Consider the following 13,453-nt stretch of genomic DNA (forward strand, 5'->3'; position numbering starts at 1 on the left):
GTTGTGGGACTCCAACTGGGATTGAAAATGAAAGAGTTTGGCATCATTTTATTCGTTATCGGTATTATCGTCACGATGGTCATCCCGCTCCCACCAGGATTGCTGGACCTGCTGCTGGTGATGAACCTCGCTTTTGCACTGACGATCCTGCTCGTCTCCATGAACACAAAAGAACCTTTGCAATTTTCCATTTTCCCTACCTTGCTGTTGATCACGACGTTGTTCCGACTTGCCTTGAATGTATCCACTACTCGGAATATTCTTTCCACAGGCAACGGCGGAAAGGTGATTGAAACATTCGGGGAGTTTGTCGTCGGCGGCAATGAAGTCGTTGGATTTGTCGTCTTCCTGATCTTGATCATCATCCAGTTTATTGTCATCACCAAAGGTTCGGAGCGCGTTGCCGAAGTAGCAGCACGCTTTACACTGGATGCGATGCCAGGGAAGCAGATGAGTATCGACGCCGATCTAAATGCAGGGATGATCAATGAGCAGGAAGCACGCAGCCGTCGTCTCAAGATTGAGCGGGAAGCCGACTTTTACGGGGCGATGGACGGTGCCAGCAAGTTCGTCAAAGGGGACGCCATCGCCGGTATCATCATTTTTATCATCAACGTCATCGGCGGTCTAATCATCGGGATGGCGATGATGGGGATGACCCTGACAGACTCAGCCTCTCATTTTACCAAGCTCTCGGTCGGTGATGCACTGGTGAGCCAGATCCCGGCCCTGCTGATCTCGACCGCGACCGGGATTATCGTCACCCGGGCAGCGTCAGAAGGAGGTCTCGGACAGGATATCACGGCGCAGATTTTCAACAATTCGCGTCTGCTCTATATTGTGGCCGCTTTGATCGCCTTTCTGGGATTGCTCACGCCAATCGGGGTTGTTGCCACATTTCCCATTGCGATTATCCTCGCCTATTGCGCCTGGCGGCTTGGCAAACGGGAGCAAACCATGCTGCAGGAGGATGCCGTCCAAGAGGAAGAACAGCAGATCGAAGAAGTGAGAAGTCCGGAAAGTGTCGTCAATCTGCTGCAGGTGGATCCGATCGAATTCGAATTTGGTTATGGATTGATTCCGTTGGCTGATGCCAAGCAAGGCGGCGATCTGCTGGACCGCGTGATCATGATTCGGCGCCAGTGCGCACTGGAGTTGGGGATCGTGGTACCAGTCATTCGCATCCGGGATAACATTCAACTGAAGCCGAATGAATACATCATCAAAATCAAGGGCAACCAGGTGGCAAAAGGGGAAATCTTGCTTGACCACTATTTGGTGATGAGCCCGGGATTTGATGATGATGCCGTTGTCGGTATTCCAACGACAGAACCGGCGTTTGGACTTCCCGCTTTATGGGTAACAGAAGAGAATAAGGAGACTGCTGAGTTATCCGGCTACACGGTCGTCGATCCGCCATCCGTGGTTGCCACTCACCTGACGGAAGTAATCAAGCGCCACGCCCATGAACTGTTGGGTCGGCAGGAGACTCGGGCCTTGCTGGACAACGTGCGGGAGACCACTCCTGTACTGGTCGACGAGCTGGTACCAGGGGCTCTCTCCATCGGAGATGTCCAGAAGGTACTGCAAAAGCTGCTTCGTGAGAAAGTATCGATCCGCAATCTGACGATCATTCTGGAAGCGCTGGCTGATCACGCTGTATACACTAAAGATCCCGACGTTCTCACCGAGTACGTGCGGCAGGCACTGGCCAGACAGATCACACTCCAATACACGGAGCCGGGCCAGCCGCTCTGCGTAATCACGGCTGGGCCTAGTCTGGAGAAGGTGATCTCCGAGCGGATTGAACAGTCTGAGCAGGGCAGCTATCTGGCTATTGATCCGGAAACCTCACAGCGGATCTACCAAAGTCTGTCGGAGCAGGTGAGCCGCATGATCAACGCTGGTCAGCAGCCGATCTTGCTTGCATCCCCGGCGATCCGGATGTACCTGAGGCAGTTGATGGAACGAATGATGCCGGATATCCCTGTCATTTCCTACAACGAACTTGAACCACACATTGAAGTCCAAAGTATAGGGATGGTGAACCTGTCGTGAGAGTAAAGCGATATCTCGTCGATTCCATGCCGGATGCGCTGGAAAAAATCAGGCTTGATCTCGGGAAGGATGCCATCATTCTAAACACCAAGCAGGTGAGGACAGGAGGTTTTTTGGGGATGTTTCGCAAGCAGCAGATTGAAGTGATTGCTGCAGTGGATGCGAAACAGGGGAGCAGTAGAGAGCAGGCAGACCGTCCTGCCGATCGCCGTTCTCCGTCTCCGCTCGCGTCGTTTGCTGCGAGGCAGGCGTATAAGCAGAATGGTGGAAGCCTCGATGCGAACGATCAGATTTCAGTTCCTGCAGCGGGACCGATGGTTACCACAGCGGAGCCAGAGAAGGCGTCAACGGCGGTGAAGCTGTCTGAATCGTCAGCACCTGCGGATCAAGACCACAGGCAGAAACAACCGTCTGAACTGCCCGCTCGTTCTGCACGGATACGAGAGTTGGCCACCGTAGAAAAAAGTGGGCGTGAGGGGACTGATGCCCCTTCCTCGAATCAGGATGAGTATCTGGCGGGGGAACTGCGCGACATTCGTGACATGTTCAGCAAGCTCTTGCTCAAAGACGATGGACGAGAGAACTTGCCACAATCATTTGTCCCTATTAGGGATCGTCTGCTGGCACAGGAGGTAGATCCGGCGATTGTCAGTTCCCTGATCAAGGATTTGCTGAGGCGCTGGGACCAGCCGGAGCAAGCGAACGAGCAGGATGTGCGTGCTGCAGCCAGACAACTGCTGATTGAGCTCGTCAAACGGAAGGCGCCACTCACTCCAACAGTGCCGCGTTCTGTCAAGTACGCTTACTTTTTCGGGCCCACCGGAGTGGGGAAGACGACCACAATCGCTAAGCTTGCGGCAGAATGCATTCTCAAAGAAAAGCGCAAAGTCGGTTTCATTACCTCTGATACCTATCGTATCGCTGCTGTTGAGCAGTTAAAAACATACGCCAACATCCTGAATGCTCCTTTAGAAGTGGTCTTTTCAGCGAAGGAGATTGAACAAGCGATGGAGAGGCTGTGTGACTGCGAGTTGATCTTGATTGACACAGCAGGCCGCAATTACCGCAATGACGAGTATGTGCAGGCGATGAAGGAACTTTTGCGAACAGGAGAGGCAAGTGAGCACTACCTTGTTCTCAGTCTTACGTCCCGCTATGCGGACATGCAGGCAATCGTGGAGCGTTTCCATGACCTGCCGTACGCCAAGGTCATTTTCACCAAGTCAGACGAAACAGAAGCATATGGAACGATGGTAAACGTCGTACATAACTACGACCTCTCCCTGTCTTTCGTCACCACAGGACAAAATGTACCTGACGACTTAACGGTGGCAACTCCGGAATGGATTGTCGATCTCATTTTGGGAGAGGATTCCGATGCGTGATCAAGCAGAGCAGCTAAGAGAAAGAATCGGGCGATCAACCTCCAACAATCGCAGACAGACGCGGCTGATCACGGTGACCAGTGGCAAGGGCGGAGTCGGCAAGTCCAATGTAACCCTCAATTTTGCTCTTGGGCTGGTTGAGACAGGACAAAAAGTAGTGATCTTTGACGTCGATCTCGGGTTGGCCAATCTGGATGTGCTCATGGGAATATCAACACGGCATCATTTGCTGGATATTCTCCAACAGGACATCTCACTGTGGGACATCATGGAAACAGGTCCGAAGGGACTGCAGTTCATCGCTGGCGGATCAGGCTTTACCCAGTTTCTGCAGCTGGACGATCGAAAGGTAAGCAAACTGCTTGACCAACTGAGCCTCTTGCAGGGATATGCCGATACGGTCCTGCTTGATACCGGGGCAGGCATTTCCAAAGAATCGATGCAGTTCATCCTCTGCTCTGATGAAGTGTTTCTTGTCACGACGCCGGAGCCGACGGCGATCACCGATGCATATGCCGTGATTAAGATGATTCATTCGCGAAACCCACATACACAGATCAAGTTGATCATCAACCGTTCTGGTTCTTACCGTGAAGGCAAGCATACTGCGGACAAGTTGACCATGGTGACCAAACAGTTTTTGGGGATGGATGTACAGACATTGGGTTTTGTTGACGACGATCCTTCTGTCTCACAAGCGGTAAAACAACAGCAACCGTTTCTGATTGCTTATCCCCATTCACCGGCAGCCAAAAGTATCCGCTCCTTGGTTCGTGCTCACCTAGGCAACACGAACCCCGGCCAGACAGAAGTTGGGGGATTGCGCAGCTTTTTAACCAAGATACGAGACATGATCCGTTAACTGATCTCAGCAGTAAGGAAGGAGCGACACTTTTATGCGGAAACTTCGTGTTTTGGTTGTTGACGACTCCGCCTTCATGCGCAAAGTGATAACCGACATCCTGACAGGTGATCCACAGATCGAGGTGATCGATCGCGCCAGAAACGGACAAGAGTGCGTCGCAAAAGTAAAAGAACTTGACCCGGACGTTGTTACGATGGACATCGAGATGCCGGTGATGAGCGGGTTGGAAGCACTGGAACTGCTGATGAAGGAGCATCCTTTGCCGGTGCTCATGTTGAGCAGCTTGACGCGTGAGGGGGCTGATGCCACCATTCGTGCTTTGGAGCTGGGGGCGATTGACTTCATCGCAAAAACCTCCGGTCCGATTTCCCTGGACATCCAAAAAATTGCCGCGGATATCGTGGAGAAGGTAAAAGCAGCCGGTTCGGCAAAGCATCGCTTCTTTAAACGACCGACGCCAGCTCCAACTTCTCCTTTACATACAAACACCGTCGTTCAGCCTGAACAGCCGCCAAGCGGCGCTATCGCGCATGGCAGCAAACAAAAGCATGGTACGGCTGCAACCAAGTTGGTTGCGATCGGGACGTCCACAGGTGGACCAAAAGCACTGCAAACCGTGCTGACGTCGCTGCCGAGCCATTTTCCCGCCGCAATGGTAATCGTACAACATATGCCGCCTGGCTTTACACAGTCGCTAGCCCGTCGATTGGACACGCTTTGTCAGATCCGTGTGGTGGAAGCTGAGGACGGACAGCCGCTAGAGGCAGGGACAGCTTACATTGCACCGGGCGGCTATCACATGGAGATAGTTCAGCGCAGTGGCGGAAAGCTTAGCATCTCCCTTAATCAAACAGAACCACGCGGCGGCCACCGCCCTTCTGTAGATGTGATGTATGAGTCGATCAGTCGTTTGGAGCAGGTTGACAAGTGGGCTGTGATCATGACTGGGATGGGAAGTGACGGCACGCGGGGGCTGAGACAAATCAAGGAAATGGGTCAGATAACCAGTATTATCGAGCACGAGTCAAGTTGTGTGGTGTATGGAATGCCGCGCTCGGCAATCCAGGCAGGTCTAGCGGATAAGGTTGTTCCTCTTCAGAAGATTGCGGAAACCCTCGTCCAGCTAGTCAATTGATTGGGAGGTGGATCAACGTGGACATGAATCAATATTTGGACATGTTTATCGAGGAATCGAAAGAACATCTGCAGGCCATCAATCAGAATCTCCTGCAGTTGGAAAATGACCCGGACAACATTCAGATCGTCAATGAAATCTTTCGCTCCGCCCACACCTTAAAAGGAATGGCTGCGACGATGGGGTTTGAAGATATGGCAAGCCTCACTCATGAAGCGGAAAACGTACTTGACCTGATCCGCAATGACAAACTGCGGATCAACAGTGACATCATGGATGTCATCTTTCAGAGTGTCGATTTGATTGAAGGGATGGTGTACAACATCAGCGAAGGTGGAAATGGCTCCGCTGATGTATCCGCACCTGTCAAAAAATTGCGTGCCATCGTTGCCGGAGATCTGAACGCACTCAAGTCTGCTGACAGCGGTACCGCTGTTGAGGAGAAGGTGGCTGCTTCTTCAGCAAAAGAGACCAACTCCAACGTACGTGATTATAAGCTGGATGATTACGCGCTCACCGTGATGAAGCAATCAACCGAATCCGGAAACAACCTGTACTGGCTGCAAGTGGCGCTGCGCGATGACTGTGTTTTAAAGGCCGCTCGTGCATACATGGTATTTGATCAACTGGAAGCGAACGGTGAAGTAATCAAAGCAACACCATCCGTTGAGGACATTGAAAACGAGCGTTTTGAGAAAAGCTTTGAAGTGGTCTACATCAGTCCAGCCAGCGCAGCAGAGATTAAACAAGCGATAGAGTCCATCTCTGAGATCCAGGAAGTAACGATCGATACGATCGATCTGGACGCTCAGTCCCATGAAGAGGTCCTCGGCGCTCGGCAAGAAGCGAGCGCGGCTGTCGAACAAGCTGTTGAGCGGAAGCCGCTGGCGGAGCAGGCAGGAGGCAGCAGCAGGAAAAAGGCCTCAGGCAGCAAGACAATTCGCGTGGACATTGAGCGGCTGGATGTGCTGATGAACCTGTTCAGTGAACTGGTGATCGACCGAGGACGACTGGAGCAGTTGGCCCGGGAGTCGGGACAGAGCGAACTCCAAGAGACGGTAGAGCACATGAGTCGGATCAGTGGTGATTTGCAAAGTATCATCCTCACAATGCGAATGGTCCCGGTAGAACAGGTCTTTAATCGCTTTCCTCGCATGGTGCGGGATCTGGCCAAAGAATTAAACAAGAAGGTAAATCTGAAAATTTTTGGTGCAGAAACCGAGCTTGACCGTACCGTTATCGATGAGATTGGCGATCCCCTTGTCCATCTGCTGCGCAACTCGATTGACCACGGCGTCGAATCCCCGGCAGACCGAAAGCAGCGAGGCAAGAGCGAGGAAGGTACCATTCAGCTCAAAGCGTACCATAGCGGCAACCACGTGTTTATCGAAGTGAGTGACGACGGACAGGGGATCAACAGAGAGAAAGTGCTGAAAAAAGCGATTGAACGCGGCGTCGTCAATGCCTCTACTGGAGAAACCTTGAGTGAGAAACAAGTATTTGAACTGCTGTTCTCTTCCGGGTTTAGTACGGCAGAGGTAATCTCAGACATCTCCGGCCGCGGTGTTGGTCTGGATGTGGTGAAAACCAAGATCGAATCGCTCGGCGGTTCTGTCTCTGTCGACTCCAAGTGGGGAGAAGGGACGACGTTCCTCATCCAACTGCCGCTGACGCTGTCGATTATATCGGCCATGCTGGTGCAGGTTGAAAACGAGAAGTATGCGGTGCCGCTCAGCTCCATCATTGAAACGGCTGTTTTCCGCCAAGACGAGATCATGATGGCGCATCGCCAGAAAGTAATCGACTTCAGGGGGCGCGTCGTACCGCTCGTCTCTCTCAAAGAAATTTTCCAAATCCCGGACAACGGGCAGGAAAAGGACGATGAAGTAGCGGTTGTGATCGTTCGCAAGGGAGACAAGATGGCTGGTCTGGTCGTCGACTCCTTCATCGGGCAGCAGGAGGTCGTATTGAAATCGCTTGGCAAGTATCTGGTGAACGTCTTCGCCATCTCTGGAGCGACAATCCTTGGCGATGGGCAGGTAGCCTTGATTATCGATTGCAATGCACTGATTAAATAAGGAGGGGTATTTGATGCTGGAACAGACAGAAGTTGTCGGCGAAGTGAAAGTGATCGTTTTTCGTCTCAAGGATGAGGAGTACGGTGTCGAGGTCGGCCAGGTGAAATCGATTGAACGCTTGGCTCATATTACCCGTGTACCCCGCACGCCCAGCTTTGTCAAGGGTGTGATCAACCTGCGCGGTGTCGTTACGCCCATTATCGACTTGCGCAGTCGCTTTGGTTTGGAAGAAGTCGACAATACAGAATCGACGCGCGTCATCATTGTGGCCGTCGGCGAGTTGGAGGTCGGGCTGATCGTCGATGCGGCCAATGACGTGATCGACATCCCTGTCGATGCGATTGAACCGCCTCCGGAAGTGGTTGGAGGAGTGGAAGCAGCCTACCTGCGTGGTGTGGCTAAACTGGAAAAGCGTCTGCTGATCCTGCTTAATCTGGACAAGGTACTCACCCCAGAAGAGCTCAAACAGCTTGATGCCATAGAAGGGTAACATCATGGCCGATTTTTATCAAAAGTTTGGTGATTTCCAACTGGATGTGCTGCGTGAGGTGGGCAACATCGGTGCCGGACATGCCGCTAGTGCCTTGGCCAAGATGCTGCAAAAAGAAGTGGATATGAAGGTACCGCTGGTAAACGTCCTCTCTTTTGATCAGATTGCCGACTTTGTCGGTGGGGCAGAAACGGTGGTCGTTACGGTTTTTCTACGGGTAGAGGGAGACTGCCCCGGCAATATGTTTTTTATCATCGACGAATCGTCAGCCCATAATCTGCTCTCCCAACTCCTTGGCATGAAGCACAGTGAGGAACATGGACAACTTACGGAGATGGAGCTGTCGGCACTGCTGGAGATCGGCAACATACTGGTTGGTTCTTATCTCTCGTCACTCGCTGACTTTACAGGACTTAATCTGCAGCCGTCCGTTCCGTCATTGGCGATCGACATGGCAGGTGCGATTCTCAGCTACGGACTGATTGAACTTGGCCGTGCGGGTGATTTCGCCTTAACAATCGATACCGCCTTCTTTGAGGGCAGTAAAGAAGTAAAAGGCCACTTCTTTCTCATCCCTGATCCGGAATCGTTTCATAAGTTATTTTCCTCGTTAGGAGTTCCACTTGATGGAAATTCTTAAAATCGGGATGGCTGGCTTGGGATGGGTCAAATCACCCGACCGTCTCCGCACGACCGGGCTCGGTTCATGTGTAGGTGTCGTACTCTATGACGCAGTTGTCAAAATAGCTGGGATGGCGCATGTAATGCTGCCAGACTCATCATTGGGAAAAAGCAACCAGACGATGATCGGGAAGTATGCCGACACGGCTATCCCGGAGTTGATCAAGCAGATGGAGCAGGCAGGCGCCAAAGCAAATCGCTTGACGGCTAAGTTGGCTGGCGGTGCCCAGATGTTCTCGTTTATGTCTGGAAATGATTCGATGCGTATTGGCCCCCGCAATGTAGAGGCTTGTCGGGCATCCTTAGCGCAGTTTATGATCCCGATCATCGCGGAAGAAACGGGAGGCAATTGCGGGCGGACCATTGAGATGGATGCGGCAACCGGGATCTTGCACATCCGCACAGTAAATCAAGGTAGTAAGGAAGTTTAAGCCATGGCTAACACACTGAAGTTTAACTTGTTGATAGGTGGTATCGCTTTTTTCATTACGTTTGTCACAGCGTTGTTGGCAAACGTGTGGCTCGTCTCACTGATACGTGCTGTCATCGCGTTTATCTTGTTTTTTTTGATCGGCTTTCCTGTGCATTGGGCATACCAACAGCTGTTTGGACAAGCAGAGGCGGAGGAGCAGGAGGGAGGAGCAGGTCAGCATGTGGACCTGGTGGCTGCGGACAATGATGAACTGCCTCAGCCTGCTTCCCCGGAGAGCGAGCCGTCTGAAGAGTTCGCGCCACTCTCGGCGCCACGCCTGGAAAAAGATAAGAAGGAAGATGTTGAACCTGCAGATATAGCGAACATCGTAAGACGGTTAACGGATCAATAAAGGTTGGTGGTAAACCATGGCTCAAGCAATCAATCGCGCAAAAACAAAAGAATTTGACAAATGGGTTGCATGGAAAGAAGAAGGAAATCGACAGGCTGAGACCGAATTAATAGAGCAGTTCATTCCACTTGTGTATAAAGTAGCCAACCGTGTAGCAATCGGCCTACCCAACAATGTAGATAAAGACGACCTAATCAGCTATGGCCGTTTTGGCTTGTTGGACGCGATAAACAAGTTCGACCACACGCGCGGCCTCAAGTTTGAGACGTATGCCATGTGGCGAATCCGTGGAGCTATGATCGATGGCCTGCGGGAAAACGACTGGATTCCCCGAACGATACGGGACAAGGCAAAAAAGATCGAAGAGGCTTACACGGTTTTGGAGCAGAAGTACTTGCGTTTTCCAAGTGACCAAGAGGTGTGCGATTATTTGGGAATCAGCGAGCAAGATCTGCGACAGGTCGTTTATGATACATCCCTCGCTTCCATGGTTTCGATTGACGAGACGGTCGGTGAGGAAGATGAGCAAAAAACGGCACGCCACAGCTATATTATCGATGAAATTGCGCAACGTCCGGACAGCGTGGCGGAGGCGAAAGGGTTAAAAGAAGTCCTGACCCGCGCAATCGACAAACTGCCGGAAAAAGAGCGAATTGTGGTCTCCTTGTTCTACTTTGAGGAACTGACTTTGTCAGAGATCGCAGAAGTGATGAAGCTCTCGCCTTCGCGTATCTCACAGCTTCACTCAAAAGCTATTTTTCGGTTACGCTCCGCATTGACTCGCTGGAAATCTCAACTATTTTAAACCAGAAGCGACGTTCGCGGGGTGAATGGAGGAGGTGAGACAGATGCAACCACCGTATACGATTGAAGTGACTGTCGCGGTGGACAAAATGTCCGCGGAGCTCACTCTGCATACGGAGGAAGCGGAGCTCGTCCTGAAGCAGGAAGAGCTGAAAGACGCACTTGCTAAACATGGTGTTGTTTTTGGCGTTGACAGTGCATTACTGCAGCTAGTGTGTCAGACACCACGAAAGTACGTCAACGTTCCACTAACCATCGCCCGCGGCAAAGAGCCGACTCCAGGCAAAAACGCCTGGATCGAACAGACATGCCACACAGCCAAAACAGAGGAAGCAAAGCCAAAAGAACTGGAAGACGGTCGTGTAGACTTTTACAACGTATCCTCAATAGCCAACGTGAGGCGCGGCCAACTGCTGGCTCGCAAACACCCGGCCACACCTGGTGAAGAAGGTGTCACCGTCACGGGAGAGCGGGTGACTCCTCCCCCGGCCAAAGATGTCGCGATCAAGCCGGGTAAGAACGTCGTGTTGAATGAAGACAAAACATTGCTGTATGCAACGATTGACGGACAGGTTTCGATCACCGATAACCAGAAAATCAATGTATTCCCGGTATTTGAGGTGAACGGCGACGTCGACTTTAACGTCGGCAATATTGATTTTGTCGGAACGGTTGTGATCCGAGGCAACGTGCCGACTGGTTTCCGCGTCAAGGCATCGGGCGATATTCGCGTATACGGCAGCGTAGAGGGAGCAGAACTGGATGCGGGGGTTCAATCGAGATCAAGAACGGCATCGCCGCTCAAGACAAAGGATACGTTAAGGCCGGTGTCGACGTGATCGCCTCTTACATTCAGAACGCGAATGTAATCGCTGGAAACGAAGTGGTTATCTCCCAAAGTATTATGTTCTCTCATGTGCGTGCCGGAAAAAATGTTACCTGTACACGGACCAAGGGCATCATCATCGGAGGAACGATTCAAGCGGGTGAGAAGATAACTGCTCGCATCATTGGCAACCAAAGCTCTACCCCTACGGTGCTGGAAGTAGGGGCAAAACCAGAACTGCGCAACGAGTGGCAGCAGATCAGCCAAGAACTGCAGTCGCACTTTGAAAATCTGCGGAAAACGCAACAAGCCCTTTCCGTCCTGGATCAGATCGTCCAGGTACACGGCCAACTGCCACCAGAGAAAAAGGCGATGCAGATTAAACTTACCAACACACGAATCATGCTGGAAAAAGAACTAAAACAGTTAGAGAATCGTAAAAAAGAAGTAGAGGCAGAACTGGAAGGAGAGTCACCTGCGGTCGTTACTGCCCAGGTTGTGATGTACCCTGGAATCAAACTTGTCTTCGGCAAACTGGTTCGTTACATTAAGCAGGAGTTTTCCCGAACGCGTTTTCTTGTCCTTGAGGGGGAGATTACCAGCTCACCCCTGTATTAAATAAAGCCTGCTTGATAAAAGACCGGCAAGCTGGTCTGTCTCAGGCATGCTTAAGGGAGTGGATCGCCCATGAGTCTGAAAGCGGTCGAACTGCAAGTCGCATTGCCTCGCACCCAGGAGGTAACCCGGATCCAGGATCAGCAGCAGCAGCGATCGATGCACGATCAGCAAGAGCAGATCGCGGCACGCAAGGAACTGGATGAATTGACCAGAAAACGTCCAACAGATGTTAGCGAGACGGTACAAGGACAAGTGAGGGAAAAACAGGAGAGAGAAAAACGGCGGGATGCGGGTCAAAAGCAGCGAAAGCGGAGCGATGAGGAGCAATCCGAAGCAAAGCGGGAGCAACTGCTGTTGAGCGATCCGGTGCGTGGTCGACATATTGATATTTCGTTATAATTGAAAACAACAGGTGAATGCTATGGAGCAACCATTACTACTCCTGTCAGCCGCAGGGATCTTGATCGTGATAGCGGCGATGATTTGGTTACGAAAGCCACGCCCTTCCGCACTGACAGAAGAGAGATTGCATGCAGGAAGACTGCTGGAACAGCCTCAGGTCGAAGAGACGGTACAGCGGTTTGTAGCAGAAATCAAACAGGAAAATCAACGAATCATCAGCAGCTTTCGGCAAAAAAATGAGCAGCTCATGGAAGAAGTGGACCAGCTACGTGATCGCATCGATCAGTTGGAAAAACAGGTAGCCGTGGTGTCAGGTCAGATGAAAGCGATGCCAGCAATGCAACTGGAGGCGGAAGAACGACCATTGGCTGAAGAAGATTCGCTTCTCCTGCGCAACCGTTACAAACGTGTTTTTGAACTGCAGGGCGAGGGACTGAAAGCGGAAGAAATCGCCAAACGTTTGGGGGCCGGTCGTGGAGAAGTTGAGTTGATCTTGTCGCTTGCCTCTTCAGGACAGGGGAAGAGCCGATGATTAGCAGGCAGACAGTGATCGGCTTTGGGATTGGCCTGCTTTTTTCAGCAGCCTTCTTGTACGTGTATCCGACGGATGAGGCAAAATCTAGTGACCTGACCGCAGAGGTGTTAGAAGCGGCAGCAGGTAAGCAGGACAAGGTCGTCTTGACCCAAGAAGAGTACCTACAGCTACTGGAACAAGCGGAGCAAATACAAGGTTCCCCTCGACAAGATGCATCTGCTCCTGATGATCAGACCGCTTCTCCACCAGCTCCTCCCATCAGCACTGATCAGCCTGGTCAACAGAAGCAACAGTCCCTGAGTGAAACAACGAAAGCATCCACTGCTGTGAATGCACAAACAGCAGCGGCGCACCAGCCAACTGTCGTGCAGCAGGCTGCTGACGAAGAGAAGAAGTCAGCGACGCCCCCTCCCATGCAGAAGCCGTTTCGAAAGACAAAAGAAGGAGTAGTCGTTACCATCTCTGGGGGTCTTACCAGTGCACAGATTGCCGACCTTCTGGTAAAAAGCGGGGCTATATCCGATAAGCTCGCTTTTCTGGAACGCCTGTGGAGTGCCAACAAGCACAGGGAGGTTCGAGCGGGCACATACACGTTTCGAAATGGAACCAGTGTAGAGGAGGTCATCCGATTGATTACCACTTTGCCGGAACGGTAGGGTGGTTTTTGTTTTCTGTTCCGTTTCTTGCAATTGCGGTTGGCATGTGATATAGTGTTCTACGGTGTTGAAAACGCACGTCGTCCAATCCCGGCA

13 protein-coding genes and 1 pseudogene are annotated in these 13,453 nt (G+C 51.7%); all 14 read left to right on the plus strand.

Annotated elements, in window-relative coordinates; genetic code table 11:
- Positions 1 to 15 precede the first annotated feature (15 nt).
- The 14 genes and pseudogenes from flhA (at position 16) to LOK74_RS06555 (ending at position 13,357) form a co-directional block, all read left to right on the plus strand.
- A complete protein-coding gene (flhA, locus tag LOK74_RS06490; protein ID WP_230046927.1) occupies positions 16 to 2,058 on the plus strand; it encodes a flagellar biosynthesis protein FlhA in 2,043 nt (680 codons plus the stop codon).
- Complete coding sequence (flhF, locus tag LOK74_RS06495; protein WP_230045837.1) at positions 2,055 to 3,443, plus strand: flagellar biosynthesis GTPase FlhF; 1,389 nt, start codon at positions 2,055 to 2,057, stop codon at positions 3,441 to 3,443. Before flhA ends, flhF begins: the two co-directional genes overlap by 4 nt.
- On the plus strand, positions 3,436 to 4,305 hold the full coding sequence (locus LOK74_RS06500; protein WP_230045838.1) for a MinD/ParA family protein: 870 nt from the start codon (positions 3,436 to 3,438) through the stop codon (positions 4,303 to 4,305). Before flhF ends, LOK74_RS06500 begins: the two co-directional genes overlap by 8 nt.
- Before the next feature lie 34 nt (positions 4,306 to 4,339).
- On the plus strand, positions 4,340 to 5,443 hold the full coding sequence (locus tag LOK74_RS06505; RefSeq protein ID WP_230045839.1) for a protein-glutamate methylesterase/protein-glutamine glutaminase: 1,104 nt from the start codon (positions 4,340 to 4,342) through the stop codon (positions 5,441 to 5,443).
- A gap of 17 nt (positions 5,444 to 5,460) precedes the next feature.
- Positions 5,461 to 7,521: a chemotaxis protein CheA gene (locus LOK74_RS06510; protein WP_230045840.1), complete on the plus strand. Its 2,061-nt coding sequence runs from the start codon at positions 5,461 to 5,463 to the stop codon at positions 7,519 to 7,521.
- 13 nt (positions 7,522 to 7,534) lie between these two features.
- Positions 7,535 to 8,011 (plus strand): chemotaxis protein CheW, encoded by a 477-nt coding sequence (locus LOK74_RS06515; protein WP_230045841.1) that lies wholly within the window; start codon positions 7,535 to 7,537, stop codon positions 8,009 to 8,011.
- Between the two features lie 4 nt (positions 8,012 to 8,015).
- On the plus strand, positions 8,016 to 8,651 hold the full coding sequence (locus tag LOK74_RS06520; RefSeq protein ID WP_230045842.1) for a chemotaxis protein CheC: 636 nt from the start codon (positions 8,016 to 8,018) through the stop codon (positions 8,649 to 8,651).
- Positions 8,638 to 9,123, plus strand: coding sequence for a chemotaxis protein CheD (locus LOK74_RS06525; protein WP_230045843.1), 486 nt, complete (start codon positions 8,638 to 8,640; stop codon positions 9,121 to 9,123). Before LOK74_RS06520 ends, LOK74_RS06525 begins: the two co-directional genes overlap by 14 nt.
- Positions 9,124 to 9,126: 3 nt before the next feature.
- On the plus strand, positions 9,127 to 9,516 hold the full coding sequence (locus LOK74_RS06530) for an MntP/YtaF family protein (RefSeq protein WP_230045844.1): 390 nt from the start codon (positions 9,127 to 9,129) through the stop codon (positions 9,514 to 9,516).
- Positions 9,517 to 9,532: 16 nt separating this feature from the next.
- Positions 9,533 to 10,321, plus strand: coding sequence for a FliA/WhiG family RNA polymerase sigma factor (locus tag LOK74_RS06535; RefSeq protein WP_230045845.1), 789 nt, complete (start codon positions 9,533 to 9,535; stop codon positions 10,319 to 10,321).
- A gap of 88 nt (positions 10,322 to 10,409) precedes the next feature.
- Positions 10,410 to 11,764: pseudogene (locus LOK74_RS06540) on the plus strand (DUF342 domain-containing protein).
- 69 nt (positions 11,765 to 11,833) lie between these two features.
- Positions 11,834 to 12,163 carry a hypothetical protein gene (locus LOK74_RS06545; protein WP_230045846.1) on the plus strand — a complete coding sequence of 110 codons (330 nt, stop codon included), beginning with the start codon at positions 11,834 to 11,836 and terminating at the stop codon, positions 12,161 to 12,163.
- A gap of 22 nt (positions 12,164 to 12,185) precedes the next feature.
- Positions 12,186 to 12,698, plus strand: coding sequence for a DUF6115 domain-containing protein (locus LOK74_RS06550; protein ID WP_230045847.1), 513 nt, complete (start codon positions 12,186 to 12,188; stop codon positions 12,696 to 12,698).
- On the plus strand, positions 12,695 to 13,357 hold the full coding sequence (locus tag LOK74_RS06555; RefSeq protein WP_230045848.1) for a hypothetical protein: 663 nt from the start codon (positions 12,695 to 12,697) through the stop codon (positions 13,355 to 13,357). The genes LOK74_RS06550 and LOK74_RS06555 overlap by 4 nt, the downstream gene beginning before the upstream one ends.
- The last annotated feature ends 96 nt before the right edge of the window (positions 13,358 to 13,453 follow it).

The sequence above is a fragment of the Brevibacillus humidisoli genome (assembly GCF_020923435.1).
GTDB classification, from domain to species: Bacteria; Bacillota; Bacilli; order Brevibacillales; family Brevibacillaceae; genus Brevibacillus_E; species Brevibacillus_E humidisoli.

Coding starts and splice junctions, on each gene's coding strand:
- LOK74_RS06515 (WP_230045841.1), top strand. CDS start 7,535: ATGCTGGAACAGACAGAAGTTGTCGGCGAAGTGAAAGTGATCGTTTTT.
- LOK74_RS06530 (WP_230045844.1), top strand. CDS start 9,127: ATGGCTAACACACTGAAGTTTAACTTGTTGATAGGTGGTATCGCTTTT.
- LOK74_RS06555 (WP_230045848.1), top strand. CDS start 12,695: ATGATTAGCAGGCAGACAGTGATCGGCTTTGGGATTGGCCTGCTTTTT.
- LOK74_RS06520 (WP_230045842.1), top strand. CDS start 8,016: ATGGCCGATTTTTATCAAAAGTTTGGTGATTTCCAACTGGATGTGCTG.
- LOK74_RS06525 (WP_230045843.1), top strand. CDS start 8,638: ATGGAAATTCTTAAAATCGGGATGGCTGGCTTGGGATGGGTCAAATCA.
- LOK74_RS06505 (WP_230045839.1), top strand. CDS start 4,340: ATGCGGAAACTTCGTGTTTTGGTTGTTGACGACTCCGCCTTCATGCGC.
- LOK74_RS06535 (WP_230045845.1), top strand. CDS start 9,533: ATGGCTCAAGCAATCAATCGCGCAAAAACAAAAGAATTTGACAAATGG.
- LOK74_RS06500 (WP_230045838.1), top strand. CDS start 3,436: ATGCGTGATCAAGCAGAGCAGCTAAGAGAAAGAATCGGGCGATCAACC.
- LOK74_RS06545 (WP_230045846.1), top strand. CDS start 11,834: ATGAGTCTGAAAGCGGTCGAACTGCAAGTCGCATTGCCTCGCACCCAG.
- LOK74_RS06550 (WP_230045847.1), top strand. CDS start 12,186: ATGGAGCAACCATTACTACTCCTGTCAGCCGCAGGGATCTTGATCGTG.